This window comes from Microbacterium sp. NPDC079176 (assembly GCF_040686675.1).
In the GTDB taxonomy this organism is placed as follows: Bacteria; Actinomycetota; Actinomycetes; order Actinomycetales; family Microbacteriaceae; genus Microbacterium.
The window spans coordinates 436,928-463,051 of record NZ_JBFBLM010000003.1; the positions used below are offsets into that span (position 1 = coordinate 436,928).

22 protein-coding genes are annotated in these 26,124 nt (G+C 69.2%); 18 read left to right on the forward strand and 4 right to left on the reverse strand.

The genetic code is table 11. The annotated features are described in order from the left end of the window. Nucleotides 1-198 precede the first annotated feature (198 nt). The 3 genes from AB0P11_RS09560 (at nt 199) to AB0P11_RS09570 (ending at nt 1,891) form a co-directional block, all read left to right on the forward strand. The gene (locus AB0P11_RS09560) at nt 199-1,128 is read left to right on the forward strand and encodes a hypothetical protein (protein ID WP_157538289.1); all 930 of its coding nucleotides are present in this window, start codon (nt 199-201) and stop codon (nt 1,126-1,128) included. 224 nt (nt 1,129-1,352) lie between these two features. Then, nucleotides 1,353-1,610 (forward strand): hypothetical protein, encoded by a 258-nt coding sequence (locus AB0P11_RS09565; RefSeq protein ID WP_150115090.1) that lies wholly within the window; start codon nt 1,353-1,355, stop codon nt 1,608-1,610. Then, nucleotides 1,607-1,891 (forward strand): WXG100 family type VII secretion target, encoded by a 285-nt coding sequence (locus AB0P11_RS09570; protein WP_363521486.1) that lies wholly within the window; start codon nt 1,607-1,609, stop codon nt 1,889-1,891. The genes AB0P11_RS09565 and AB0P11_RS09570 overlap by 4 nt, the downstream gene beginning before the upstream one ends. 5 nt (nt 1,892-1,896) lie before the next feature. On the opposite strand, the gene AB0P11_RS09575 is transcribed toward AB0P11_RS09570, so the two are convergent. Together AB0P11_RS09575 and hrpA are read right to left on the reverse strand one after the other, a co-directional pair. Further along, nucleotides 1,897-2,841, reverse strand: a complete 945-nt coding sequence (locus AB0P11_RS09575; RefSeq protein ID WP_056279981.1) for an NADP-dependent oxidoreductase — start codon at nt 2,839-2,841, stop codon at nt 1,897-1,899. Between the two features lie 9 nt (nt 2,842-2,850). After that, nucleotides 2,851-6,729, reverse strand: a complete 3,879-nt coding sequence (hrpA, locus tag AB0P11_RS09580; RefSeq protein ID WP_363521489.1) for an ATP-dependent RNA helicase HrpA — start codon at nt 6,727-6,729, stop codon at nt 2,851-2,853. Nucleotides 6,730-6,754: 25 nt separating this feature from the next. Between hrpA and AB0P11_RS09585 the strand changes: the two genes are divergently transcribed. The 5 genes from AB0P11_RS09585 to AB0P11_RS09605 all read left to right on the forward strand — a co-directional run bounded on the left by AB0P11_RS09585 (nt 6,755) and on the right by AB0P11_RS09605 (nt 12,746). Continuing rightward, nucleotides 6,755-7,942 (forward strand): heparan-alpha-glucosaminide N-acetyltransferase domain-containing protein, encoded by a 1,188-nt coding sequence (locus AB0P11_RS09585; RefSeq protein ID WP_363521492.1) that lies wholly within the window; start codon nt 6,755-6,757, stop codon nt 7,940-7,942. Continuing rightward, a complete protein-coding gene (locus AB0P11_RS09590) occupies nt 7,939-8,775 on the forward strand; it encodes an aldo/keto reductase (protein WP_363521495.1) in 837 nt (278 codons plus the stop codon). Before AB0P11_RS09585 ends, AB0P11_RS09590 begins: the two co-directional genes overlap by 4 nt. 76 nt (nt 8,776-8,851) lie before the next feature. Further along, nucleotides 8,852-9,421: an FMN reductase gene (msuE, locus tag AB0P11_RS09595; protein ID WP_363521498.1), complete on the forward strand. Its 570-nt coding sequence runs from the start codon at nt 8,852-8,854 to the stop codon at nt 9,419-9,421. Between the two features lie 37 nt (nt 9,422-9,458). Then, complete coding sequence (locus AB0P11_RS09600; RefSeq protein WP_363521501.1) at nt 9,459-11,258, forward strand: DUF255 domain-containing protein; 1,800 nt, start codon at nt 9,459-9,461, stop codon at nt 11,256-11,258. Nucleotides 11,259-11,336: 78 nt separating this feature from the next. Continuing rightward, the gene (locus tag AB0P11_RS09605; RefSeq protein ID WP_363521504.1) at nt 11,337-12,746 is read left to right on the forward strand and encodes an amino acid permease; all 1,410 of its coding nucleotides are present in this window, start codon (nt 11,337-11,339) and stop codon (nt 12,744-12,746) included. A gap of 28 nt (nt 12,747-12,774) precedes the next feature. Here AB0P11_RS09605 and AB0P11_RS09610 read toward each other — a convergent pair whose 3' ends face one another. Continuing rightward, complete coding sequence (locus tag AB0P11_RS09610; RefSeq protein ID WP_363521507.1) at nt 12,775-14,340, reverse strand: phospholipid carrier-dependent glycosyltransferase; 1,566 nt, start codon at nt 14,338-14,340, stop codon at nt 12,775-12,777. Between the two features lie 48 nt (nt 14,341-14,388). Here AB0P11_RS09610 and rsmI point away from each other — a divergent pair, with 48 nt between their 5' ends. The 3 genes from rsmI to AB0P11_RS09625 are packed head-to-tail and all read left to right on the forward strand — an operon-like array spanning nt 14,389 to nt 16,983. Beyond that, on the forward strand, nt 14,389-15,207 hold the full coding sequence (gene rsmI / locus AB0P11_RS09615; protein WP_056279993.1) for a 16S rRNA (cytidine(1402)-2'-O)-methyltransferase: 819 nt from the start codon (nt 14,389-14,391) through the stop codon (nt 15,205-15,207). Continuing rightward, entirely contained in the window at nt 15,207-15,827 is a 621-nt protein-coding gene (locus AB0P11_RS09620; protein WP_363521511.1) for a class I SAM-dependent methyltransferase, read from the forward strand. The genes rsmI and AB0P11_RS09620 overlap by 1 nt, the downstream gene beginning before the upstream one ends. A 49-nt stretch (nt 15,828-15,876) precedes the next feature. After that, nucleotides 15,877-16,983, forward strand: a complete 1,107-nt coding sequence (locus AB0P11_RS09625) for a LacI family DNA-binding transcriptional regulator (RefSeq protein WP_363521514.1) — start codon at nt 15,877-15,879, stop codon at nt 16,981-16,983. A gap of 14 nt (nt 16,984-16,997) precedes the next feature. Here the strand turns inward: AB0P11_RS09625 and AB0P11_RS09630 are convergent, their stop codons facing one another. Beyond that, the gene (locus AB0P11_RS09630; protein ID WP_053097114.1) at nt 16,998-17,366 is read right to left on the reverse strand and encodes a VOC family protein; all 369 of its coding nucleotides are present in this window, start codon (nt 17,364-17,366) and stop codon (nt 16,998-17,000) included. A 64-nt stretch (nt 17,367-17,430) separates the two neighbouring features. Here AB0P11_RS09630 and AB0P11_RS09635 point away from each other — a divergent pair, with 64 nt between their 5' ends. The 7 genes from AB0P11_RS09635 to AB0P11_RS09665 all read left to right on the forward strand — a co-directional run bounded on the left by AB0P11_RS09635 (nt 17,431) and on the right by AB0P11_RS09665 (nt 26,102). Beyond that, nucleotides 17,431-17,883 carry a MarR family transcriptional regulator gene (locus AB0P11_RS09635; protein ID WP_363521517.1) on the forward strand — a complete coding sequence of 151 codons (453 nt, stop codon included), beginning with the start codon at nt 17,431-17,433 and terminating at the stop codon, nt 17,881-17,883. A gap of 178 nt (nt 17,884-18,061) precedes the next feature. After that, entirely contained in the window at nt 18,062-19,726 is a 1,665-nt protein-coding gene (locus tag AB0P11_RS09640; RefSeq protein ID WP_232224459.1) for an ABC transporter substrate-binding protein, read from the forward strand. Next, complete coding sequence (locus AB0P11_RS09645) at nt 19,723-20,703, forward strand: ABC transporter permease (RefSeq protein ID WP_056280002.1); 981 nt, start codon at nt 19,723-19,725, stop codon at nt 20,701-20,703. The genes AB0P11_RS09640 and AB0P11_RS09645 overlap by 4 nt, the downstream gene beginning before the upstream one ends. Further along, nucleotides 20,700-21,614: an ABC transporter permease gene (locus AB0P11_RS09650; RefSeq protein WP_053097105.1), complete on the forward strand. Its 915-nt coding sequence runs from the start codon at nt 20,700-20,702 to the stop codon at nt 21,612-21,614. Before AB0P11_RS09645 ends, AB0P11_RS09650 begins: the two co-directional genes overlap by 4 nt. Continuing rightward, nucleotides 21,611-23,335, forward strand: coding sequence for an ABC transporter ATP-binding protein (locus AB0P11_RS09655; RefSeq protein ID WP_363521522.1), 1,725 nt, complete (start codon nt 21,611-21,613; stop codon nt 23,333-23,335). Before AB0P11_RS09650 ends, AB0P11_RS09655 begins: the two co-directional genes overlap by 4 nt. 12 nt (nt 23,336-23,347) lie before the next feature. Next, on the forward strand, nt 23,348-24,517 hold the full coding sequence (locus AB0P11_RS09660; protein WP_363521525.1) for a family 1 glycosylhydrolase: 1,170 nt from the start codon (nt 23,348-23,350) through the stop codon (nt 24,515-24,517). A gap of 43 nt (nt 24,518-24,560) precedes the next feature. Further along, the gene (locus tag AB0P11_RS09665) at nt 24,561-26,102 is read left to right on the forward strand and encodes a molybdopterin-dependent oxidoreductase (RefSeq protein ID WP_363521528.1); all 1,542 of its coding nucleotides are present in this window, start codon (nt 24,561-24,563) and stop codon (nt 26,100-26,102) included. The last annotated feature ends 22 nt before the right edge of the window (nt 26,103-26,124 follow it).

Below are 26,124 nucleotides of genomic sequence, written 5' to 3' on the forward strand. Positions count from 1 at the left end.
CCGGACACGACTGGGTCGTCGCAGCCGCGACGCGTTTCAGCAGCGCATGGTCCGACGGGCTCTGCGTCCGTGTGGCCGACACCGAAGACTTCGCAGACAGGTTGAGCACGACCGCTCGGATCTTCGACGAAGGCACCCACTCTCTGGAACGAGGCAGAGCAACAGGCTGCTGCGGCGCTGGCCGCCCACCGTGCACACGTGCGGGAGTTGCGCGTCGGGCAAGGGCTCCGGCACCCCGAGGCCGACGTGCCCTTCGTCGATCCGTCAGGTCCTGCACACGATGAAGCGCGGGAGGTCCTGTTCAACGCCCGGGCGACTCTCGAGGTCTATGCGCGCGACTGCGCGATCCGGTTGGACGATGCCGCGGATGCGGCGCGGATTCCGCTGACCGACGCGGAGGCCGCGACACGAACACAGCACGCGACGACCGAGGTGATCGTCAACCTCGCTGTCGTCCAGCCGTTCCGAGCCGCGATGGACATGCTCGCGATCTCGGCGCAGACGCTCTGGGAACACCCCGACATCATCCTCGAACTCCTGGGCGGCGCTGCAACCTTCCTCGGCGGCGCGGCGCTGGCAGCCGGAGGCGGCGCCATCACCTTCACCGGAGCCGGTGCGCTGGCAGGTTCGCCCGCACTGGTCGTCGCCGGAGTCGGAGTGGCCGGTGCAGGCGCGACGATGATGGGCGACGCCGCCTGCCGATGGCTCACCGAGAGCCACGGGGCTGGTGACCGCGTTCACGGCCTCAACCGCGGAGATCGGCGCGATTACGAGGGAAAGTTCGCTGCCGGTGAGAATCCCCCGCCTTGGGTCGACAAAGAGAAGATCGGGCTCGAGCAATATGAGAGGCGGGAGCAGTCTGATGTGATCCGTTCGAAGGTGAAAGTCGACTATGAGGGTTCGCCGCAGAATGGACGGTCGTACGACGGCCTGGTGAAGAATGATGATGGCCCCAACACGTATACGGGCATTGAAGTGAAATCCGGGAACGCCATCGACGGCTACAACAGACCGGGCAGCACCCAACGACAGTTCGATGAAGCCGTCGACGGAGGGACACCGGCCCGCGGAAAGCTGGACGGGGAAGAGATCCTTGTCACACGAGTGGAAATAGAGATTGTGCCGTGACCAATCGCAGAACTCACGCCCAACAGTTCACCAGTGGCCAGATGGGGTGGATCACGGAGAATCGACGCCCCGCGTCCGAACACCTGCGACTTATGCTCCGCCTCCTGGGTACCGAGAACGAGCACACGTACGTCATCTGGCGAGGCGCGGACTCACGCAGCATCGTTGGGTTTCGTGAGCGGGCGACGGACTCTTTCATGCAGGCCGCAGGCTCCGCGGACGCTATGACCGTCGAGGTGCGGCTTCCCGGCCCCGACGGTGAGTCGCACCTGTACACGGTCGGACGGCCCGAGCCCGCAGACGGCAGGACCACCCTCATCCCCATCAGCGACGACCGAGCGGTGCGCGTGTTCTCGAACGAGATCTTCACCGCCGACGAAGCCGCGGTGATCTTCTACACGTATTACCTCACCGATGCCGTCTCGCAGCCGTACGTGCTTCGCGAGCTGGATCTCTCGAACGAACTCTCGGAGGAACGATGAAGGTCGCTGTTCGTCACGACGCCGTGGCACAGACCGTCGCCGAGCTCGCGCTCACCGTGAAAGCCATCGAGCACGAACTCGACGCCTTCGATTCCGAGGCGACGCTACTGAAATCGACCTGGGACGGGGAAGCGCAACGGGCCTATGACCGTGCCCAGCGGGAGTGGTCGAACGCGCTCGAGAGCATGAGAGCGTTGCTGGCCGAGGCCACGCGCCGACTGATCGCCGCGAACTCCCTCTCCATGGCGACGGCGTGCACGGCTGCCCGCGTCTGGTCCTGAGCGGCTTACGGGATCAGCACGATCTTGCCCGAGGCGGCTCCGGACTCCATGAGCTCATGAGCGTGTGCCGCCTCGCTCAGCGGCAGTTCGGGGCCGAGCTCGATCGTGAAGTCGCCCGCCGCCAGCAGGTCGACGGTCGCGCCGAGGGCCTCCGCGCGCCACGCGAGCTCCTGCTCGGTGAGCGGCACGGGTGAACCGCCCGAGAACGCCCGGATGCCGAACGACGCGGCATCGGGGCCGCGGACGATCGTCGCGATGCGGTCGCGGTCGGCGACGAGCTCGAGCGACACCTCGATGGCCTCATCGGTCCCCGCGCAGTCGAGCGCGACCGTCACCCCGACCGGTGCGGCCTCGCGTACGCGCTCCAGCAGCCCGTCTCCGTATGCGACCGGGATCGCACCGAGGTCACGCAGCTGATCGTGTCGGGCCGGGCTGGCGGTCGCGATGACGGTGGCGCCCCAGGCGACGGCGAACTGCACGGCTGCCTGGCCGACCGAGCCCGAACCGCCGTGCACGAGCAGCACGTCACCGTCCGTGACTCCGAGCGAGCGGAGCGCCTGATAGGCGGTGCCGGCGGGGATGCCGATGCCGGCACCCTCCGCTGCGGTGACGGAATCGGGCAGCGCGACGAGCTTGTCGACCGGTACGGCGAGCATGCTCGAGTAGGTGCCGACGGTGTCGCGGATCGCGACGCGGTCGCCCACCGCGAATCCGTCGACGTCGTCGCCGAGCGATTCGATGACCCCGGCACCGTCGAACCCGACGGCACGCGGCTCGGTGATCGGCGGCGAGGGGCGCTTCGCGCTGCGCAGCTTGGCGTCGATCGGGTTGGCACCCGCCGCCTCGATGCGCACCACGGCCTCGCCGCTGAGCGCGATCGGATCGGGGATCTCGATCAGGTGCAGCACATCAGGAGAACCGAACTCTGTGTAGACGATCGCGCGAGCCATGGATTCAGGCTACCCCCGAGACGACAGCACCTTCATGATCCGCTGCGGAGAGACGGGCTGCGCGGTGCCGAGACGCTGCGCGAACACGCTCACCCGGTACTCCTCGAGCAGCCAGCGGGTCTCGACCAGGGCCGGCGGCGCGTCGGCGGGCGGCGGGATCGCGCCCCCGGCATCCTCGAAGGCCTTCGCCATGCGCTCGAACTCGCTCATGCGCGTGCGGTCCTTGCCGGGCTCGTTCGCGAGCGTCTTCAGCCGCTCGAGCATCCCGTCGAGGTATCGCGGGAAGTGCGTGAGGCGCTCGACGCCTGCCGCCGAGACGAACCCGGGGTGCAGGAGTCCCGAGAGCTGCGTGCGGATGTCGTTCAGCGGCCCGAGCAGTGCGAGGGAGTTCTGCGAACGGATGCCGCGCTCGACATCGCGGGTCTTCGTGAGGATGCGAGCGACGAGCGACACGCAGGCGAAGAGGTCGTCGACGAGCGACGCCGACACCGCGTCGCGCACGCGCACGAACTCGGCCTCGGTGCGCACGAGGCCGCCCGGCGCCAGCCGATCGATCGTGCTCTGGACGACCGCGGCCCGGCAGTCCTCGATGAGCGCGGCGGCCGACTGGTAGGGCGACGCGGCGAGTGCGAGCTTCTCCTGGCTGGTGAGGTGCTGCTGCACGTACGACGAGGGCGAGGGCACACCGAGCAGCACGAGGCGCAGCACGCCCGCCCGCGTGGCGGTGGCGGCGGCATCCGCCGTGGACTCGACGCGCACCGAGACGGTCTTCCCCTGGTCGACGATCGCCGGGTACCCGCGGACGACGCCGCCGGCCACGCGGGTGTCGAGCACCTCGGGCAGGTCGCCGAACGTCCAGGCGGTGAGGCCGTCCTTCTCGATCGAGGTGGCGACGGCAGCGGGCTGCGGTCCCTTCGAGGGGCCGGGGCGGCGGGGCGGGGTCGCGATCGACCGGGCCACGCTGCTGCGCGCACGGTCGGCGAGCTCGGCCTGCAGCGCACTGAGGTCGCGGTTCGATCCCGCGACGCGCCCGCGCTCGTCGACGGCGCGGAAGTTCATCCGCAGGTGCGCGGGCACGCGATCGTCTTCGAAGTCGGCAGCCGAGACGAGCTGATTCGCGAGCGGCTGGATGAGGCGTGCCAGCGCCTCTTTGAGCGTGCGATGAGGAAGGCCGCCGTGCGACTCGGGGCCGTCTCCGGCGAGCTCGGCACCGAACTTGTCGGCCCAATCGGCCGCAGGCACCACGTGCCGTCGGATCGCCTTGGGCAGTGCGCGGAGCAGGCCGGTGACGAGTTCGGCGCGCAGCCCCGGCACTTGCCAGTCGAAGCCCCTGTCCTCGATCTGCGCGAGCAGAGGCAACGGGATCACGACGCTCACGCCGTCGTCGGCCGCCCCCGGTTCGAAACGGTACGCGAGCCCGAGCACCTGGTCGCCCTGCGTCCACCGGGTGGGGAACTCGCTCTGATCGGCCCTGCTCTCGTCGTCGAGCAGGTCGGCCTCGCGCATCACGAGCAGCTTCGGGGTCGCGGCCAGCGCGTCGCGCCACCATTTCTCGAACGAGCGCACGTCGAAGACGTCGGTCGGGATCCGCTCGTCGTAGAAGCGGAACACCGCTTCGTCGCCGGCCAGGATGTCGCGACGCCTCTCACGTTCCTCGAGCTTCTCGAGGCGCTTGCGCAGTTCGGCGTTGCTGCGCCAGAAAGCGCTGACCCGCTTGTCGATGCGCGTCGGATCCCATTCGCCCTCGACGAGGGCGTGTCGCACGAACATCTCACGCGACGCCGCCCGGTCGATGCGGGCGAACTGCACACGGCGCCGGGGGATGATCTCGACCCCGAACAGCGTCACCTTCTCGTACGCGACCGCCGCGCCGGCATCCTTCGACCAGTGCGGCTCGGTGACCTGGCGCTTCGCGAGATCGCCCGCGAGCGCCTCCGCCCAGGCGGGGTCGATCGCGGCGACCGTGCGGGCGTAGGTGCGTGAGGTCTCGACGATCTCGGCGGCCATGACCGCCTGCGGGGCCTTCTTGCGCAGGGCGGATCCGGGGAAGATCGAGAAGCGGATGCCGCGGGCGCCACGGTATTCCGCCATCCTCTTCTTCTTCGGATCGAGGCCCTTGCCGGTGTTGCGCTCGTCGAGGATGCCGATCTGCGACAGGAGTCCGGCGAGCAGAGCCCGATGGATCGCATCCGGATCCGCGGTCCCCCCGCGCGAGGAGTCCTTCTCCCGCACGAGCGACCGCAGCTGACGGTGCACGTCGAACCATTCACGCACCCGGACGTAGTTGAGATGCTCCGAACGGCACAGGCGACGGAAGGCGCTCGAACCGAGCTCGCGCTGCTGCTCCCTGAGGTGGTTCCACAGGTTCAGGATCGACAGGAAGTCGCTCGTCGGGTCGGTGAAGCGCGCATGCATGCGGTCGGCTTCGTCGCGCACGCTCTGCGGCGCCTCCTGCGACGGCCGCTCGCGCACGTCCTGGATCGACATTCCGGCGACGATCGCGAGCACGTCGCGGGTGACGTCGCCGCCGCCGGGGCGTCCGGCCTCGATCAGCATGCGGGCGAAGCGGGGGTCGATCGGGATTCGGGAGATGTCTCGACCGATGCGGGTGAGTCGAGGTGCGTCTCCGCTGCCGGTGACGGCGCCCAGCTCGGTGAGCAGGTCGACGGCGGCCTTGACTCCCCGGGAGTCGGGCGGGGTGAGGAACGGGAAGGCGGTGATGTCGCCGAAGCCGAGCGACAGCATCTGCAGGATCACCGAGGCGAGCGAGGTGCGCAGGATCTCGGGTTCGGTGAACTCCGCGCGCTTGTCGAAGTCCTCCTCGCTGTACAGGCGGATCGCGATGCCGTCGCTCGTGCGCCCGGCGCGGCCCGAACGCTGGTTCGCGGAGGCCTGCGAGATCGCCTCGATCGGCAGCCGCTGCACCTTCGAGCGGTTGCTGTATCGCGAGATGCGCGCGGTGCCGGTGTCGATCACATAGCGGATGCCGGGAACGGTGAGGCTGGTCTCGGCGACGTTCGTGGCGAGCACGACCCGGCGCCGCACACCGGCGACGCGGCTCTTCTCGAACACCCGGTGCTGCTCCGCCGCCGACAGCCGGCCGTACAGCGGCAGCACCTCGGTGGGGGAGCGGTCCTTCGCGTACGCGCCGCGCACGGCATCGGCGGCATCCCTGATCTCGGCTTCGCCCGGCAGGAACACCAGCACGTCGCCCGGCTCCTCGCGGTCGAGTTCACGGAGGGCCGCGACGATGGCGGTCACCTCGTCGGACTCCTCGGTCTCCTCCGTCTGCTCGCGGTAGCGGATCTCGACGGGGAAGGTGCGGCCGGACACCTCGATCACCGGCGCGGGCACACCCTCGGGCGTCGCGAAGTGTCGGGCGAAGCTCTCGGGATCGATCGTCGCCGACGTGATGATCACCTTGAGATCCGGTCGTTCGGGAAGGATCCGCACGAGGTATCCCAGCAGGAAGTCGACGTTGAGCGAGCGCTCGTGCGCCTCGTCGATGATGATCGTGTCGTAGCGGCGCAGCAGCCGGTCGCGGTGGATCTCATTGAGCAGGATGCCGTCGGTCATCAGCGCGATGCGCGTGTCGTCGGACACCTTGTCGGTGAAGCGCACCTTGTATCCGACGAGGCCGCCGAGCTCGACCTGCAGCTCCTCGGCGACGCGCTCGGCGATCGTGCGGGCGGCGAGTCGTCGGGGCTGCGTGTGCGCGATGCGCTCGCGCCCGAGATCGAGGCAGATCTTCGGCAGCTGCGTCGTCTTCCCCGAGCCCGTCGCTCCGGCCACGATGACGACCTGGTTGTCGCGGATGGCGTCGGCGATCTCCTCCCGCGCAGCGCTGACCGGCAGCTCGGGAGGATAGAAGATCACAGGGGAAGGCATAGAACTCCCATCGTACGATTCATCCGTGAGCACTGTGTCGAAGCCTCCTCCCGCATCGCGGTGGTTCCACGAGTTCGGGCGGGCTCCGCGCATCCTCGGACTCGACGTCGCCCGAGGGCTGGCGATCCTCGGCATGGCCGGAGCGCACATCGGCGAGACCGAGGCGTTCGATCCCTTCGACCTGTCGACCTGGACCGACCTGGTGCACGGGCGATCGTCGATCCTGTTCGCCGTGCTCGCCGGCGTCTCGATCGCCCTGATGACCGGCCGCAGCGTGCTGCCCGATCCCGAGCGGATGCCGAGCCTCCGCCTGCAGCTGATCGGTCGCGGAGCGGTCATCTTCCTGATCGGTCTGGCGCTGGAGATGCTGAACACGCCGATCGCGGTGATCCTCACGCTCTACGGACTGCTCTACGTCGCCGTCATCCCGTTCCTCCGGTGGCAGCCGTGGAAGCTGCTGATCGCCGCCGGCATCCTGGCACTCGCGGCACCGGCGCTGCTCGCGCTGCTCGCCGCACTCACCCTGAACCCCACCGGCGCGGGCGTCAGCCTCGTGCTGTACGGCTCGTATCCGATCACCGCGTGGCTCGCGTTCGTCTTCGCCGGCATGGCGCTCGGACGCCTGCGTGTCGAGAAGCTCGAGACCGCGGCGATCACGCTGGGCGCGGGCGTCGGACTCATGGTCGTCGGCTACGGACTGGGCCTCGTCGGAGGAGTCACCCGCCTCGGCTCCGGCTCGGCGATCTTCGGCGGCGAGCCCGCCGCGGGGTGGAGCACATACTCCGACGCGCTGGCCGCAGCGGATCCGGCAGGGGCCGTCGTCCGGGCGATCTTCGCCGTCGAACCGCACTCCGGCGGAACGGCCGAGATCCTCGGCTCGGGCGGGTTCGCACTGTCGGTCATCGCGCTGTGCGTGCTGCTCAGCGGGCCGTTGCGTGCGGTGCTCCTTCCGCTCGGGGCGTTGGGGTCGATGCCCCTGTCGGCCTACAGCGTGCACGTCGTCTCGGTCGCGCTCGTGGCAGGACCCGGCGGCTTCTTCTCGAGCAACGCCTTCTGGTTGGCGACGGCCGTCGCGCTGCTTCTCGCGACCACGCTGTGGTCGATCCTGTTCGGGAGGGGCCCGCTCGAGAGACTGGTCGGCTGGGTCGCCTCGAGGATGGCGGCGGTTCCTCCTGGTCGACCTGTCATCACAGGTCGTAGGGTGGATTCATGACGATTCCTGCACTCGAACTGAACGACGGCCATTCCATCCCGCAGCTCGGCTACGGGGTGTTCAAGGTTCCGGCCGACGAGACCGAGCGAGCCGTGAGCGAGGCGCTCGAGATCGGCTACCGCCACATCGACACGGCCGCCATCTACGGCAACGAAGAGGGCGTCGGGGCGGCGATCGCCTCTTCCGGCATCCCGCGCGACGACCTGTTCATCACGACCAAGCTCTGGAACGACCGCCACCACGACGATGAGCCGCGTGCGGCGATCGGCGAGAGCCTCGAGAAGCTCGGGCTGGATGCCGTCGACCTCTACCTCGTGCACTGGCCCACTCCGGCGAAGGACGACTACGTGCACGCCTTCGCTCGGCTCATCGAGCTGCGCGAGGCAGGACTGACACGCAGCATCGGCGTCTCGAACTTCCTCGTTCCGCACCTCGAGCGCGTGGTGGCCGAGACCGGCGTGACGCCGGCGGTCAACCAGATCGAGCTGCACCCGGCCTACCAGCAGCGCGACGTCGTCGACTGGGCGACCGAGCACGGCATCCGCATCGAGTCGTGGGGCCCGCTCGGCCAGGGCAAGTACGACCTGTTCGGCACGCCGGCGGTGGCCGAGGCGGCGGCGGCGCACGGCGTCACCCCCGCGCAGGCGGTGCTGCGCTGGCACCTGCAGCGCGGATTCATCGTCTTCCCGAAGTCGGTGCGCGCCGAGCGCCTGCGCGAGAACCTCGACGTGTTCGGGTTCGAGCTCACCGACGCCGAGGTCGCGGCGATCGACGCCCTCGACCCGCTCGACGGCTCTGGTCGGGTCGGATCGCACCCCGACGACGTGAACTGACACGCTCCGTGTCGACAGATGACGCCCCGTGTCGCTTCCCGCGACACGGGGCGTCGTCGTGAGTAGCGTCGTCCGCATGACAGCTCCCTACCGCGTCGTCGCCGTCTCCGGATCTCTGCACGAGCCCAGCAAGACCACGGCGCTCGTCCGTGCGATCGCCGGGGCGATCGCCGAGCGCGCCGAGGTCGAGATCGAGGTCATCGAGCTCACCGACATCGGCCCGTCGCTCGCAGGAGCGCTGCGTCGCGACCAGCTTCCGGCGCGCGTCGAGGAGAAGCTGGTGGCGATCGAGGCGGCAGACCTGCTGATCGTGGGCAGCCCCGTCTACCGCGCATCCTTCACCGGCCTCTTCAAGCACCTGTTCGACTTCGTGGGTCAGTACGAGCTCGTCGGCAAGCCGGTGCTGCTCGCGGCGACCGGCGGCGGCGAACGCCACGCGCTCATCATCGAGCACCAGCTGCGGCCGCTGTTCGCGTTCTTCCAGGCGCTGACGCTGCCCCTGGGCGTCTACGCCAGCGACACCGACTTCGACGGCTACGTGATCGCCTCCGACGTGCTCCACGCGCGCATCGCCCTCGCGGCCGAGCGTGCGCTGCCGCTCGTCGGCTATGCGGCATCCCGGCCGGCGGAGCTGCTCGTCTCCTGACCGTCTCGTCAGACGCCGATCGGCGTAGCGTGGACGTATGACGAACCGGCTCGCCGACACGCTCAGCCCGTACCTCCGCGCCCACGCCGACAATCCTGTCGACTGGTATCCCTGGGGCCCGGAGGCCTTCGCCGAGGCGCAGCGCCGCGATGTGCCGCTGCTGATCTCGATCGGGTATTCGACCTGCCACTGGTGTCATGTGATGGCCAGGGAGTCGTTCGCCGACCCCGACACGGCTGTGCTGATCAATCGCGACTTCGTCGCGGTGAAGGTCGACCGCGAGGAGCATCCCGACGTCGACGGCGCCTACATGGCAGCTGCCTCGGCGTTCACGCAGAATCTCGGTTGGCCCCTCACCGTCTTCACGACGCCGCGGGGCCGCACGTTCTACGCCGGAACCTACTGGCCGCCCGAGGCGCGACAGCCGATGCCCGCGTTCCGTGACGTGCTCGCCGCGGTGCAGGAGGCGTGGACCCAGCGCCGTGCCCAGGCCGAGGAGTCTGCGGATGCCGTCACGGACGCCCTCGCCCGCGCAGGCGCCTCGACCCCCTCCGATCTTCCGGACGCCGATGCTCTCGCAGGCGCGGCGCGGACGATCGCGGCTCGGGAGGATCGCCGGTTCGGCGGTTACGGCGATGCGCCGAAGTTCCCGGTCGCGACGACCCTGAGGATGCTGCAGACACCGCTCGTGCGCAGAGAGGCCCCGGATGCCGCCGAGTCGGCCGACCGGGCGCTCGCCGCGATGGCCGCCTCCGATCTGCGCGATGCCGACGGGGGATTCTTCCGCTACGCGACCCGACGCGACTGGAGCGTGCCGCACTACGAGCGGATGCTGACCGACAACGCGCAGCTGCTCGACGTGGCGCTCGACGCGGGTGACGACGCGACCGCACGCGGCATCGCCGACTTCCTCCTGGGCACGCTGCGCAGGGCGGGCGGCGGGTTCGGCGCGGCTCAGGACTCGGAGTCGTGGATCGACGGCGAACGCAGCGAGGGCGGCTACTACCTGCGACCGCCCTCCGAGAGGACCGGTCTCGAGCTCCCTGCCGTCGACGGCAAGGTCATCACGGGATGGAACGGTCTGGCCATCACCGGTCTCACCCGCGCGGGAGCTTCTCTGGCGGAAGGGTCCTGGGTGCGGGCCGCGGCCGAGGCTGCCGAGTACGTGCTGCGAGTCAACAGGGATGCGACCGGGGCTCTCGTGCGGGCCTCGCTCGACGGGGTCGCCTCGGGTGCGGTCGCCACCGCGGCCGATGTCGCTCTCCTGGCCGACGGGCTGTTCGCGCTCGCCGCGGCCACAGGTGAGGCGGCGTGGGCGGTGGAGGCACGCACACTGCTCGACGCGGCGATCGAGGGCCTCGTGGGCGACCCGCTGCTCGCCGAGCACGGGATCGCCACAGCGCCCGATCAGACCGACGGCGATCTGCCGTCGGATTCGGCGGCCGTGGCTGCGGCATCCCTCACCGCCTGGCGTCTCGGCGCGGGGGATCGGTATCGCGAGGCAGCCGCGGAACGCGTGCGCGAGCATGCCGCGCCCGCCATTGCACAGCCTTTCGCGCACGGCAGCCTGCTGCGTGTGGCAGCGGGGCTCGTCGATGCGCCGAGGCAGCTCGTCGTCGTCACCGAGACGCCCGAGGGTGCACTCGCCTCGGCAGCCCGCAGGGCCGACGCGGACGTCGTCGCGATCGTCACCCCGGTGCAGGCCCAGGCATTCGCGGATGCCGGCTTCGAGCTGTTCGACGGCAAGGGCGACGCGATGGAGCAGGCGTTCGACTGCCGCTCGTTCGTGTGCCGGCTCCCGGTGCGCGACCCCGCAGACCTCCCGCTCGCGCGGTGAGCTCAGGCTGCGATCCTGGACGGCGGGCGGAGCCGCGTAGGCTGAGCAGTCTGCTCATCGCACGCAGGAGGCACGCGCATGACCGAGGTTCCCACCACGACGACCACGACCAAAGGTCTGCACCCCGGGCTGACCCGTCGGCAGATCTCGATGATGGGACTCGGCGGGGCGATCGGCGCCGGACTGTTCGTCGGGTCGGGACAGGCGATCAGCATCGCCGGTCCTGCCGTGCTCATCTCGTACCTCGTCGCCGGCGGCATCGTCGTGCTGATCATGGCGATGCTCGCCGAGATGGTCGCCGCCCGCCCGAGCTCAGGAGCCTTCAGCTCATACGCGCAGAAGGCGATGGGCCGCAGCGCCGGCAGCGCGGTCGGGTGGCTCTACTGGATCCAGCTCGTCGTCGTGATCGCCGCCGAGGCCACCGGCGCCGCCGGGATCATCGCGGCCTGGATCCCCGGCATCCCGGCTTGGGTATGGGTGCTCGTCTTCGTCGTCGCCCTGACCGCGGTCAACCTCTTCGGGGTGCGCAATTACGGCACGTTCGAGTTCTGGTTCGCGGCGATCAAGGTCGCGGCGATCATCGTGTTCCTCGTGGTCGGCGTGTGCGCGATCCTGGGCTTCATCCCCGGCGTGCCCGCGACCGGCATCGGCAATCTCGTCGACAACGGCGGCTTCGCCCCGAACGGCCTCACGGGCATCGCGGCGGCGCTCCTCATCGTGGTCTTCGCGTTCGGCGGCACCGAGGTCGTCGCGATCGCGGCGGCGGAGTCCGACGACCCCGCACGCAACATCCGCCGGATCGTGCGCGAGGTCCTCGTGCGCATCCTGATCTTCTACGTCGGCTCGATCTTCGTGATCGTGTCGGTGCTCCCGTGGAACGATCCCGCCGTCAAGGACGGTCCCTTCTCCGCAGTGCTCGACACTCTGCAGCTGCCGGGCGTCGGCCTCGTGATGGACCTCATCGTCGTGATCGCGCTGCTGTCGGCGATGAACGCGAACATCTACGGCGCGTCGCGGATGGCGTACTCGCTCGGTGAGCGCGGGCTCGCACCTCTCGCGGCGACGCGCACGACGTCGACGGGCGTGCCGGTCGTGGCCGTGCTCGCCTCCGTCGCGTTCGGCTTCATCACGGTCGGGCTGAACTGGGCGTTCCCCGATGTGGTGCTGCCGGCGCTGCTCAACGTGGTCGGATCGACGCTGCTCATCATCTGGACGGCGACGGCGGTCTCGCAGATCATCCTCCGCCGCCATGCCGATCGTGAGGGTGCGGCGATGCCGATGCGCATGTGGGGCTTCCCCTGGCTGTCCTGGCTCTGCCTGGCGCTGCTCGCCGGAGTGATCGCGCTCACCATGATCGACGAGGCTGCGCGTGTGCAGCTGCTTCTCACGATCGGCCTCACTGCGGTGCTGCTGGTCGTCGCCCGCCTGACACGCGGTGTCTCTCGCCCGGGGGTGGCCGGCGAGCGCGACGGAGTGGTCGAGGGCTGACCGCGCGCACGTGCTGCCGCTGGTCGGGTCAGATCCAGCCGGGCAGCCAGTTGTGCAGGAGCCAGAACTGGTAGGGCACACTCATGCCGGTCCACACCGGGTAGAAGAACGCGGAGACCAGCACCACGACGGCGAGGAAGACGATCACGGTGCGCTCGCCCGACTGCCGGCGGTGCAGCGGATCCTCCCGGCGTCCCGCGATCTGGCGGAGAACGACCGCGAGTGCGAGCACGAGGAACGGCGCCATCGCGACCGTGTAGAACTGGAAGATCGTCCGCTCAGGGAACAGCAGCCAGGGCACGTACGTCGCCGCGAGCCCGACCAGGGGGAACGTGAGGGCTGGACCGACGGGGCGACGTTCGGCCCACCCGCGCACGAGGCGGTAGAGCAGGTAGAGAGCCGCGGCGACACCGGCGTACCAGATCAGCGGGTTGGGGATCGTCGAGATCACCGCGATGCAGTGATCGACGCCGCAGGGCCCGGGTTCGCTGCCCACCCAGACGGCTGTGGGGCGCAGCAGCAGAGGCCACTCCCACGCGGGGCTCGCGTACGGGTGGCCCTTGCTGAGACCGACGTGGAAGTTCAGGATCGCCTCGTGGTAGTTCCACAGCGCGATCAGCGGATTCGGATCGCTCTGCCGGGCATAGCCGCCGGCGGTGACGAGCCACCCCGTCCAGCTGGCGAGGTAGGTGGCGAGCGCCGGCAGCACGAGCAGCACGAAGGAGACCGGTCCCTGACGGAAGGCCGCCGCGGTGGGCCAGAGCACGACGCCCGCGCGGCGTCGTGCCAGGGCATCCGTCACCACGACGTACAGGCCGAAGGCCGCGAGCGCATAGAGCCCCGACCACTTCACGGCGCAGGCGGCGCCGAGCGCGACACCTGCGGCGATCAGCCACGGACGCCGCCAGAGCACAGGACCCCACATCGGCGCGGGGGAGTCGGGGTCGGTATCGGGGTCTGCGCGTTCCAGCACGGGGATCACCCGGTCGCGGTCGATCAGGATGAAGAGCGCGCCGAGCATGAGGAAGAACGTCAGAGGGCCGTCGAGCAGGGCCGTGCGACTCATCACGATGCTGAGGCCGTCGATCGCCAGCAGGGTGCCGGCGACCGTCGCCACCACGATCGAGCCGGTCAGGCGGCGGGCGACCAGATAGACGAGCAGCACGGTGGCGGCGCCCAGCAGTGCCGTCGCGATGCGCCAGCCCACCGTGTTGTCGGGTCCTCCGATGGCCATCCCCAGGGCGATCAGCCATTTGCCCAGGGGCGGATGCACGACGAACGACCCGGCATCCGACAGCGGCAGCTGCTGCAGTGTGATGAACGCCTCGTTCGCATCCTTGCCCCAGGTGCCTTCGTATCCGAGAGTCCACAGCGACCAGGCGTCCTTGACGTAGTAGGTCTCGTCGAAGGCGAGCTGGTGCGGATGGCCGAGGTTGACCAGGCGCAGCACGGCGGCCAGGGCCGTCACCACGAGCGGCGCGAACCAGCGCACCATGCGCCCCCAGTCGGGGTCCTGCAGCACGCGGTCGCGCAGTCGCTCGTAGCGCGTCAGTCGCTGCTCGGGCGGAGGCAGCAGAGGCAGGGGCGCGGTCACCGCACCAGCCTAGACACTCCGCCGATGGGCGCCGCCTAAGCTGGGCGGGTGATCATCCTCGCCGCAACACCGATCGGAAACCTCGGGGATGTCTCGCGTCGCCTCGTCGAGGTGCTGGAGAACGCCGAGGTCGTCGTCGCGGAGGACACGCGCACCACGCAGCGGCTCATGCAGGCTCTGCAGATCTCGAACCGCCCCCGGCTGATCGCACTGCATGATCACAACGAGAAGCAGAGAGCGGCGGAGCTCGCCGCACTCGCGGTCGAGACGGATGTCGTCGTCGTGAGCGACGCGGGGATGCCGGCCATCAGCGACCCCGGGTACGGGCTCGTCGCCGAGGCGGTCGCTCAGGGAGTGACGGTGACGGCGATCCCGGGGCCGAGCGCAGTGCTGATGGCGCTCTCCATCTCGGGACTGCCGACCGACCGATTCACGTTCGAGGGGTTCCTGCCGCGCAAGCCCGGGGATCGGCGCTCGACGCTGCGGGCGCTCGCCGCAGAGCCACGCACCATGGTCTTCTTCGAATCTCCCGCCCGCCTGGCGTCGTCGCTCGCCGATATGGGCGCAGCCTTCGGCGACGACCGCCGCATCGCCGTCTGCCGCGAGCTGACCAAGTTCTACGAAGAGGTGCGCCGCGGCACCTCCGCCGAGCTCGTCGAGTGGGCGACGGCGGGCGTCAAGGGCGAGATCGTCGTGGTGGTCGAGGGTGCAGCGCCTCGTGAGGCGTCGGCGGAAGACGCTCTCGCGCAGGTGCAGCGACTCGTGGCATCCGGCGTGCGTCTCAAGGAGGCCTGCGCCGAGGTCGCCGCGGCGACGGGCCTGTCGTCGCGCGACCTGTATCAGGCAGCGCTCGCCGCGCGCAGCTGATGGAAGGCGCCTCGGACGCGGGCGTCGCCGCTGCCTACGACGAGCGGGCCGCGGAGTACGTGAAACTCGCCGGTGCGATCGAGCAGATGGATGCCCGGGATGCTGCGGTCATCGAGGCCTGGCGTGACACGGCCTCCGGCCTGCTGCTGGATGCCGGCTGCGGGCCCGGGCACTGGACCCAGCTCCTGAGTCTCGGCGAACGCGTGGCGCAGGGGATCGACCTGTCGGAGGAGTTCATCGCGACGGCGAGGAAACGGCATCCGGGCATCTCCTTCGACGTCGGCTCGTTCCGCGACCTGCCGTTCGCGGCGGGGTCGGTCGGAGGCATCCTCGCCTGGTACTCACTGATCCACACCTCGCCGGCTGACATCCCCGGGATCCTCGAAGAGTTCGCCCGCGTGCTGGCTCCCGGAGGCAGCATCCTGATCGGCTTCTTCGACGGCGAGCCGCGTAAGCCGTTCGCGCATGCCGTCGCGCCGGCGTACTTCTGGTCTGCCGATGCGCTCGCCGGTCTTCTCGCCGACGCGGGCTTCGAGGTCGTGTCGAGTGACACCCGGGGCCGCGAACCCGGCGAGATCAGCGCCCGCCCTCACGGCTCACTCGAAGCACGCATGCGGTGACTCGCTCGCCGGGTAGCCTGGTGCACACGCAAGCGGAGGAGGACCGAGCGTGAGCAATAGGGCGACCGTCTACGACGTCGCAGACCGCGCCGGAGTGTCGATCGCGACGGTCTCCCGCGTGCTGCGGCAGCCGGATGCCGTGCGCCCCGCCACGCGCGAGCGCGTGCTCGACTCCGTCTCGGCGCTCGGCTACGTGCCCAGCGGCAGCGCGCGCGGTCTGGCCGAGCGCCGCACCGGCGTGCTCGGGCTGTACTTCCCCGGTTTCGATGCCTCGGAGGACGCGCCCGTCCTCGACGTGCTGGCCGAGGACCAGGGCGAGGCGCCGCCGTTCACGGTCGAGCAGGCGTCCGCCGACGCGGGCGCACCGCATCCGACCATGCTGTTCCTCGACGAGGTGCTGCGCGGAGCGGAGCTCGAAGCCTGGAAGCAGGGTTTCGTGCTCATGATCGGCGTCGGCCGTGACGATCCGACGCGCGAGACCGTGCGGGACATCGCCGGACGCGTCGACGGGCTGATGGTGCTGGCGCAGAGCGTGCCCGACGACGTGCTCGCCCGGCTCGCTCAGCGGATCCCCGTGGTGGTGCTCTCGGGGCCGGCGCGCGGCGACAGCTACGACCACGTGACCGTCAGCAACGCCGAGGCGATGTCGGAGCTGACCAGACTGGTGCTCGCGCAGGCCGATCAGGGGACGCTCGCTTTTCTCGCCGGCCCCGAGGACTCGCCCGACGGCGCCCAGCGCTGGGAGGGTTTCGCCGCGGCGGTCGCCGAGGCGGGCATCGCGACGGATGCCGTGACGGTGCTGCGCGGCGACTTCACCCGCGCATCCGGGCGGCGGGCGGCCGAACAGCTGATCGCCGACGGCGTCCCCGCCGCACTCATCGCCGCGAACGACCAGATGGCCCTCGGGGCGATCGACGCGTTCCGATCGGCCGGCATCCGCGTGCCCCACGATGTCCGGGTCACGGGCTTCGACGGCATCGAGGCGGCGGCGCTGTCGCGTCCCGCCCTCACCACCGTCCGCCAGCCGATGATCGATCTCGGGCGGGCCGCCGTGCAGCTGCTCTCGCGACGTCTCGAGAACCCGGACGGCGAGCCGATGACGGTGCGCCTGCCCGTGCAGATCCTCGTCCGCGAGAGCTCCCAGCGCCCCGAGTGAACGGCTGGCGGCGTTCAGGTGCGGTCGTGCAGGGTGATGCGGTAGCCATCGGGGTCGGCGAAAGTGAACGTGCGACCGAACGGGCCGTCGATCGGCTCGGACACGATCGCGCGGCCGTCGGCGAGGAGGGCGTCATGGATCGCCTGGACATCCGTGGCGTGCAGCCAGACCGCCGTGCCGATCCCGGGCTGGTCGACGGAGTCGAGGTCGGTTCCCGGGGCGAGGTCGCGCAGCGCGAAGGCGATCGGCGTCGTCTCGAAGACCACGGCGTGAGGCGGACCCGCCGGCGATCTGACGAGTCCGAGATAGCGCTCGTAGAACGCCTGTGAGGCGTCGAGGTCGCGCACCTGCAGGGAGATGAAGTCGGGTCCGGTGACGGGCATGATCGTGCTCTTTCCTTGTCGTGTCAGTTATCTGACATGTCTGAATCTATGTCAGAATACTGACATGAGTCAAGACCGAGCCGGCATCGACCTCGACACCTCGCTGGGCTACCTGCTGAAGGAGGCGTCGAGCGCTCTCCGCATCGCGATGGAGGAGGTGCTGAAGCCCCTCGGCATGACGATCACCCACTACTCGTGTCTCGAACTCCTCGCTCAGCGACCTGGGCTCTCGAACTCGGAACTCGCCCGAGGTGCGTTCGTCACGCGTCAGTCGATGAACGTGCTCCTCCAGTCTCTCGAGCGTGACGGATTCGTCTCGCGGGCCGACGAGGCTCCGGTCGGCAAGGCGCTGCCGACCAGCCTGACGCCGAAGGGGCGGAAGAGCCTCGCCGCGGCGACGGCCGCCGTCCGCTCGGTCGAGGTCAGGATGCTGACCGGGATGACCCCGGCAGAGCAGTCCGCCGCGCTCCGCGCTCTGCGCAGCATGATCGACTCGCTGCGCCGCGCCCCCGACTGAGACGGGATTTGACACCGCTCCCACGCCGGTCGTCGCAGGGGAGTGGGGGCTCTCGGAGTCATGCGAGGGGGTTGCAGCGGTCAAATGTATGCGCTTACAATTGCTGATGCGGCTTCGGTCGCGGGGCGCCCCGACCCGTGGGACCCCCTTCATGACACAGACGACATGAGGTGGCAGTGTGGCGAAGACGCACATGCTCCGGCGCTGGCGGAGAGCCGCGATCGTGGGACTGGCGGCAGCGGCCGTCGTGCTCAGCGGTTGCAGCATCCAGATCAGTTCGCAGCCCGATCCATCGATCGGCGACGACACAATGCTCATCAACGCGGACAAGGGGAACCCGTTCTTCACGCGGAACTTCAACCCGTATCTCACCAACACGCGCACCGCGTCGCGGTGGATCTATGAGCCCCTGATCCTGGTGAACCCGCTCGACGGAACCGAGAACCCGTGGCTCGCGAGCGAATGGTCGCAGCCCGATGCCCGGACGGTCGTGATGACGATCCGCGATGACGTCGAGTGGAGCGACGGCGAGAAGCTGACACCCGACGACGTGGCGTTCACGTTCCAGCTGCTGAAGGACAACCCCTCCCTCGACATCAAGGGCGCCTGGCAGCACCTCGAGACCGTCGAGGTCGACGGCGACGACGTCATCATGCACCTGCAGACCGATGACGCGCCCTCGCTGCCGATCCTCGGCCAGACCATGATCGTGCCGGAGCACCTCTGGTCGGACGTGAAGGACCCGGGCACGTACCGCAATGAGAACCCGGTCGGCACCGGCCCGTTCGTGCTGGGCAACTACAACGACCAGCAGTACTCGATGGACAAGAACCCCGACTACTGGCAGGCCGACAAGATCGAGATCGAGCACATCATCCTGCCGTCGACGAACTCGCAGCTCGACACCGTCACCCGCGGCTACGACTGGGCGTACTCGTTCATCTCCGACGTCGAGGGCACCTGGGGTGCGGCCAGTGAGAACAACGACTGGTGGTTCCCGCCGGGAGGCGTGATCGCGCTGATGCCCAACCTCGAGGTCGCGCCGTTCGACGACGTGAACGTGCGCCGCGGCATCGCCCTCTCGCTCGACCGCGAGGAGATCGCCGAGACCGCCTCCGAGGGCTACATGGAGCCCGCAGGGCAGACCGGCCTCGTGCTCCCGAACCAGGAGGAGTTCCTCGACCCCGGCATCCCCGATCAGGGCATGATCACGCAGGACAGGGATGCCGCACTCGCGGCCTTCGCCGAGGCGGGGTACACCCTCGACGGCGACCGGCTGGTGAGTGCAGACGGCGAGCAGCTCGAGTTCGCGCTCACGACGGCCAACGGATTCTCCGACTGGACCCGTGCGGCGCAGACCGTGCAGAGCCAACTCGCCGACGTCGGCGTCAAGGTGACGCTCAAGCTCCCGCAGCCGGCCGGATACCAGAGCGCCATCAGCAACGGCGACTTCGAGATGGCCATCGGCGGCATGGGCAACGGCGACGTCTACCAGGCATACAACAACCTGCTCTCGAGCGAGTTCTACGTGCCGTCCGGCGAGACGACCGCGAACAACTTCGAGCGGTATCGGTCGGATGAGGCCGACGCGCTGCTCGCCGAGTATCGCGAGACGGTCGACCCCGCCCGCCAGACCGAGATCGTGCAGGAGCTGCAGGCCATCGTCTACGAGGAGATGCCGGTCATCGGCCTCTACTACGGCGGCATCTGGGGCCTGTTCAACGACTCCAAGTTCACCGGCTGGCCCTCAGAGGATGACCCGTACATGATCCCGCAGAACTACGACTCGGCACCGCTGGGCATCTTCACCCGGCTCGAGCGCGTGAAGGAGGACGACCGATGAAGTACGTCTTCCAGAAGATCGGGCTGTTCGTCCTCACGCTGTGGGCGGCCATCACCCTGAACTTCTTCCTTCCGCGGCTGATGCCCGGCTCGCCTGCCGACGCCGCCATCGCCAAGCTCTCGCAGAACGGCCCGGTGTCCGATGCGACGCGAGCCGCGATCGAGGCGCAGCTCGGTGTGCCGACCGGCTCGATCTGGGATCAGTACGTCGCCTACCTCGGTCAGGTCGCACGACTCGACTTCGGTGTCTCGTACACGTTCTACCCTCAGACCGTGTCGAGCATGGTCTCGACCGCGCTGCCGTACACGATCGGCCTCGTCGGCATCGTCACGATCCTCGCGTTCGTGATCGGCACCCTGATCGGCACCGCCGCCGCCTGGCGCCGCGGCACGTGGCTGGACTCGCTGCCGACGCTGACCGGCTCCTTCCTCAGCACCTTCCCCTACTTCTGGACAGCGCTGCTGCTGCTGTTCTTCTTCGGGTACGTGCTGCACTGGTTCCCCACCACCGGCGCGTATTCGGCGACGACCACGCCGGGCTTCACCTGGGACTTCTTCATCGATCTCGTGCAGCATGCGATCCTCCCGGCGGTCACGATCCTGTTGACCTCTCTCGGCGGATGGATCATCGGCATGCGCAACGCGATGATCAACACCCTGGGTGACGACTACGTGACGTTCGCCGAGGCGAACGGCCTGCACGGTCGCACCATCGCCCTCCGCTATGCCGCACGAAACGCGATCCTGCCGAACCTCACCGGCTTCGGGCTCACGCTCGGCGGCGTGGTCGGCGGATCGATCCTCGTGGAGCAGGTGTTCGGCTATCCCGGCATCGGATACCTCCTCTTCAACGCCGTGATCGGGCAGGACTACCCGCTCATGCAGGCGCTCTTCCTGATGATCACCGTCAGCGTGCTCGTCGCCAACTTCCTCGTCGACATCCTGTACGGCGTGCTGGATCCAAGGACCCGCCGATGACCTCCACCATGAATGTCAAGGTTCCCTCCGACCGGATCGCGGCTCCCAGCCCGTGGCGCTCGTTCGCCCGGATGGTGGGCACCCTCTGGTCCAACGGCAAGGCCCGTCTGGGCCTCATCATCCTCGGTCTGTTCGTGCTGGTGGCGGTGTTCGCTCCGCTGCTCGCCCCGTACGGACCGAAGGAGAACACCTTCGAGCGCAACGCCGACGCGTCGGCCGCGCACTGGCTCGGCACCACCGCCGCCGGCGAAGACGTCCTGAGTCAGCTGATCTACGGCTCGCAGATCAGCCTCCTGGTCGGCATGGCCGCCGGCATCCTCTCGACGATCGTCGCCGTGCTGATCGGGCTCAGCTGGGGCTACATGCGCGGATTCCTGGGCGAGGTGGTCGGCTTCATCGTCAACCTCTTCCTGGTGATCCCCGGTCTGCCGCTGATGATCGTGATCGCCGCGTACCTGCAGAACGGCGGCATCCTGATGATCATCGCGGTGATCGTCGTCACCGGCTGGGCCTGGGGTGCGCGCGTGCTGCGCAGCCAGACGCAGTCGCTGCGAGGCAACGACTTCGTCACCTCGGCGCAGTTCTCGGGTGACAGCAGGGCGCGCATCGTGTTCCGCGAGATCCTGCCGAACATGACCTCGATCATCGCGGGCACGCTCTTCGGAGCGGCGACCGCGGCGATCCTCGCAGAGGCGGGCCTCGAGTTCCTCGGGCTCGGCGACTCGAGCATCGTCAGCTGGGGCACCATGCTCTACTGGGCGCAGAACTCCAACTCGCTGCTCACCGGGCAGTGGCTGCTGCTGTTCGCCCCTGGTCTCTGCATCGCCCTGCTCGCCCTGAGCCTGACACTGATCAACTTCGGCGTGGATGGGATCTCCAATCCGCGCCTGCGAGAGGGGAAGGGCCGATGAGCGCCATGGAAGCGAACATCCCCACGGATGACGTGCTGCTCGATGTCCAGGGCCTGTCGGTCGAGTACGCCTCGCCCGGCACCACGCCGGTCACCGCCGTCGAGGACGTCTCGTTCACGCTGCGTCGCGGCGAGTTCGTCGGTCTCGTCGGCGAGTCCGGCTCGGGCAAGTCGACGCTCGGCTTCGCGCTGACACGGCTCCAGAAGCCGCCGGCTCGCATCAGCGGCGGGCGCATCCTGTTCGACGGGCGCGACATCCGCGAGCTCGACGCCGAGGAGCTGCGCCGTCAGCGCCAGGGCGGGTTCGCGATGGTGCTGCAGTCGGGCATGAACGCGCTGAACCCGGTGCGCACGATCGGCAACCACTTCCGCGACATCTTCGCCGCGCACGGACACGTGGCCCGCGGCGATCGGGATGCGAGGGCGCGCGAGCTGATCGGCAAGGTCGGTCTCGACCCCGCAGTGCTGGCCAGATACCCGAGCGAGCTCTCGGGCGGCATGCGGCAGCGCACCTCGATCGCGCTGGCACTGTCGCTCGAGCCGCAATTGATGGTGTTCGACGAGCCGACCACGGCGCTCGACGTGCTCGTGCAGCACGCCGTCATAGACACCATCAAGGATCTCCAGCGCACCGAGCACTTCACCGCGATCCTCATCAGCCACGACCTGGGCATCGTGCTCGAGGCGACCGATCGGGTGATGGTCATGCATGAGGGTCGGATCGTCGAAGACGCGCCGAGCCTCGACATCCTGCAGCGTCCTCAGGACGAGTACACGCGGATGCTGCTGAGCCACTACGCCGATCCTCGGGCCGAGTCGATCTCGATCCCCGGGTTCGTCGACCTCGGCACGCGCCGTCGCGAGGGGCGCTCACGCACCGACCTGACCGAGACCCTGCCCACCGTGTCGCAGCGCGACACGCGCCGGGCGGACGCCGCGATCGTGGTCGAGGGCGTGTCGAAGCGGTATCCGGCTCCGCGTCGGGGCGAGCAGCCCGTCACCGCGGTCGACGATGTGTCGTTCCGACTCGAACCCGGCGAGGCCCTGGCACTCGTCGGCGCCTCCGGTTCGGGCAAGTCGACGATCGCGAAGCTGATCACCGGTGTCGAGAAGCCGACCGAGGGCACGGTGCGCTTCGGCGATGTCGACGTCGCGGCCCTGCGCCGTGCGGGCCTGCGCGACCTGCGCAAGGACGTGCAGATGGTGTTCCAGGATCCGTATGCCGCGCTCAACCCGCTGCACACGGTGGAGTACGCGCTGAGCCGACCGATCCGCAACTACACGCCGTTGCGCGGTGACGAGGCGAGAGCCCGCGTGCTCGAGCTCCTCGAGACCGTGGGCCTGACACCTGTCGAGCAGTTCGCGGCCAAGCTGCCGCATCAGCTCTCAGGCGGTCAGCGTCAGCGCGTGGTCATCGCCCGGGCGCTCGCGAGCGATCCGCAGGTGCTGATCGCCGACGAGCCGGTGTCGATGCTCGACGTGTCGCTGCGTGCCGGAGTGCTCGCGCTGCTCGAAGACCTGCGCGAGAGGTGGGGCATCAGCATGCTCTACATCACGCACGACCTGCTCAGCGCGCGGCTCGTCACCGAGAACATCCTCGTGCTCAACGGCGGTCGCGTCGTCGAGCGCGGTGAGACCTCTCAGGTCCTCCAGCATCCGGAGGACCCGTACACGGTGCAGCTGCTCGACGCCGTGCCCAACCCATCCCGAATCTCGAGATAGAGAGGAGCACTCGTGCTCACATTCCCTGACGGCTTTCTCTGGGGCGCTGCGACCGCAGCCCATCAGGTGGAGGGGAACAACACGACCAGCAACTGGTGGGCCATGGAGCATGCTCCGGGCTCGACGATGGTGGAGCCCTCGGGCGATGCCGCCGACCACTTCCACCGGTACCCGGAGGACATGCGGCTGCTGGCGGATGCCGGTCTGAACTCGTACCGCTTCTCGATGGAGTGGGCGCGCATCGAGCCCGAGCGCGGCTTCGTGTCGCGGGCGATGCTGGATCACTACCGCCGCATGATCGACACGGCCCGGGAGAACGGTCTGGACCCGACGGTGACGCTGATGCACTTCACGGTGCCGCAGTGGTTCCAGAAGGACGGCTTCTGGCGTGCGGACGACGCGGTCGACCTGTTCTCCCGCTACGTCGAGACCGTGCTGCCGATCCTCGAGGGCGTGACCTACGTCTGCACGATCAACGAGCCGAACATCGCGGCGATGCTCGCCGGGGGAGAGGACGCCTCGAACCTCGTCGCCTTCGGACTGCCGAACCCCGACCTCGCCGTCGCGGACACGCTGCTCGACGCGCACCACCGGGCCTCCGAGATCCTGCATTCCGTCTCGGGCGTGCAGGCCGGATGGACGATCGCGACGCAGGCCTTCCACTCCACCGGTGAGCCGGGGGCGGACGAGATGCTGGCCGAGTACGGCGACCCCCGCGACCACTGGTACCTCGATCAGTCGGCCGGTGACGACTTCGTCGGCGTGCAGGCCTACACCCGCACCTTCATCGGCCCCGAGGGTCCGCGTCCGGTCGCCGACGACGTCGAGACCACGCTCACCGGCTGGGAGTTCTTCCCCGAGGCGCTCGAGATGGGCGTGCGCAGCGCGTGGGAGCGCAGCGGCGGCGTGCCGGTGCTCGTCACGGAGAACGGCATCGCGACCGGCGACGACACGCGGCGCATCGCCTATACCCAGGGCGCTCTCGAGGGACTCCACCGCGCCATCTCCGACGGCATCGAAGTCAAGGCCTACCAGCACTGGAGCGCACTCGACAACTACGAGTGGGCGAGCGGATTCCGCCCGACCTTCGGCCTGATCGGCTTCGATCACGAGACGTACGAGCGTTCGCCGAAGCCCTCGCTCGCCTGGCTCGGAGAGGTCGCACGCCGCAACGGGCTCTGAGCCGCACGACCCCGGGGCCCAGCCCCGGGGTTACGCTCTGATCATGACCCACGCAGTCCGCGCGAAGCGCGGAGACAGGCTTCGATCGGCGGCCGCCGGCTTGAGCGCGGCCGTCGTCGCGGTCGGCCTGGCAGAGCTGGTCGCAGCGATCGTCGAGCCGAGCGCGAGCCCCTTCGCCGTGATCGGCAGCGGTCTCATCGATCTCGCCCCCAGCTGGGCGAAGGATGCGGCGATCGCACTGTTCGGCACCGGCGACAAGGTGGCGCTGATCACCGGGATAGCGGTGGTCCTCGTCGGGGTCGCCGCGCTCGCCGGCATCCTGGAATCCCGCCGCGCGGGCGTGGGATCCGCGATCCTCGCCGCTCTCGGCGTGCTGGCGCTGGTGGCCGCGATGATCCGTCCGGGCGCGGGCCCCTTCGCCTGGCTCCCCGGTCTCGTCGCCGGCGCGACCGCGGTCGTCGCGCTGCGGCTGCTCATGCGCAAGGTGCATCCGATCCCCTATCTCCGCGCCGAGCATGAGGAACGCCGCCAGTTCCTGCTGTGGACCGTCGGCGTCGCCGCGACCGGCGTCGTGGCGCTCGTCATCGGCAGCGCAGCCCGCGGCGCGACGAGGTCGATCGAGGCGATCCGCTCGACGTTGCGGCTACCGAAGGCTGCCGCCCCCGCGCCGATGGTGCCGGCCGGTGCAGAGCTCGACATCCCCGGCCTGGCTCCTGTCGTGACCCCCAGCGCCGACTTCTACCGCATCGACACCGCACTGATCGTGCCGCGCATCGACCCGGCCGACTGGTCGCTGCGCATCCACGGGATGGTCGATCGCGAGATCGTGATCACGTGGGACGAACTGGTCGCGCTGCCGATGCAGGAGTCGCACGTCACCCTCGCCTGCGTGTCGAACCAGGTCGGCGGGGACCTGATCGGCAACGCCCTCTGGCTCGGGCATCCGGTGCGCGATCTGCTCGCGAGAGCGGGAGTCGATCCCGACGCCGACATGGTGCTGTCGACCTCATCCGACGGGTTCACGGCCTCGACGCCGATCGAGGCGCTCACCGACGAGCGCGATGCCCTGCTCGCGGTCGGCATGAACGGCGATGCGCTGCCTCTCGAACACGGCTTCCCGGTGCGCATGGTGGTGCCGGGCCTCTACGGCTATGTGTCGGCGACCAAATGGGTGACGGACCTCGAGGTCACCCGGTTCGACCGCACGACCGCCTACTGGACCGACCGCGGATGGTCGGAGCGCGGACCGGTGAAGCTGCAGTCGCGCATCGACGTGCCCCGGCGGGGGACCAGGATCGAGGCCGGCGACGCCGTCATCGCGGGCATGGCGTGGCAGCAGCACGTGGGCGTCGAGGGTGTGGAGGTGCGGATCGACGACGGTGAGTGGCGACGCGCCGAGCTCGGCGCCGCGATCTCCGACGACACCTGGGTGCAGTGGCGTCTCGACTGGGCGGCCGAGAGTGGAGCGCACACGATCGAGTGTCGCGCGATCAGCGCCGACGGGGAGACGCAGACCTCGGATCCGGCCGATGTCGTCCCCGACGGCGCCCAGGGGTGGCACCGCATCGAGGTGTCTGTCGCCTGAGCGTAACGACCCCCTGCATCCC

Excerpts from the sequence above, each read along its gene's own strand:
- AB0P11_RS09655 (WP_363521522.1), top strand. The coding sequence starts at position 21,611 with ATGAGCGCCATGGAAGCGAACATCCCCACGGATGACGTGCTGCTCGAT.
- msuE (WP_363521498.1), top strand. The coding sequence starts at position 8,852 with ATGACAGCTCCCTACCGCGTCGTCGCCGTCTCCGGATCTCTGCACGAG.
- AB0P11_RS09600 (WP_363521501.1), top strand. The coding sequence starts at position 9,459 with ATGACGAACCGGCTCGCCGACACGCTCAGCCCGTACCTCCGCGCCCAC.
- AB0P11_RS09650 (WP_053097105.1), top strand. The coding sequence starts at position 20,700 with ATGACCTCCACCATGAATGTCAAGGTTCCCTCCGACCGGATCGCGGCT.
- AB0P11_RS09575 (WP_056279981.1), bottom strand. The coding sequence starts at position 2,841 with ATGGCTCGCGCGATCGTCTACACAGAGTTCGGTTCTCCTGATGTGCTG.
- AB0P11_RS09645 (WP_056280002.1), top strand. The coding sequence starts at position 19,723 with ATGAAGTACGTCTTCCAGAAGATCGGGCTGTTCGTCCTCACGCTGTGG.
- hrpA (WP_363521489.1), bottom strand. The coding sequence starts at position 6,729 with ATGCCTTCCCCTGTGATCTTCTATCCTCCCGAGCTGCCGGTCAGCGCT.
- AB0P11_RS09605 (WP_363521504.1), top strand. The coding sequence starts at position 11,337 with ATGACCGAGGTTCCCACCACGACGACCACGACCAAAGGTCTGCACCCC.
- AB0P11_RS09620 (WP_363521511.1), top strand. The coding sequence starts at position 15,207 with ATGGAAGGCGCCTCGGACGCGGGCGTCGCCGCTGCCTACGACGAGCGG.
- AB0P11_RS09590 (WP_363521495.1), top strand. The coding sequence starts at position 7,939 with ATGACGATTCCTGCACTCGAACTGAACGACGGCCATTCCATCCCGCAG.
- AB0P11_RS09665 (WP_363521528.1), top strand. The coding sequence starts at position 24,561 with ATGACCCACGCAGTCCGCGCGAAGCGCGGAGACAGGCTTCGATCGGCG.
- AB0P11_RS09630 (WP_053097114.1), bottom strand. The coding sequence starts at position 17,366 with ATGCCCGTCACCGGACCCGACTTCATCTCCCTGCAGGTGCGCGACCTC.
- AB0P11_RS09565 (WP_150115090.1), top strand. The coding sequence starts at position 1,353 with ATGACCGTCGAGGTGCGGCTTCCCGGCCCCGACGGTGAGTCGCACCTG.
- AB0P11_RS09635 (WP_363521517.1), top strand. The coding sequence starts at position 17,431 with ATGAGTCAAGACCGAGCCGGCATCGACCTCGACACCTCGCTGGGCTAC.
- AB0P11_RS09570 (WP_363521486.1), top strand. The coding sequence starts at position 1,607 with ATGAAGGTCGCTGTTCGTCACGACGCCGTGGCACAGACCGTCGCCGAG.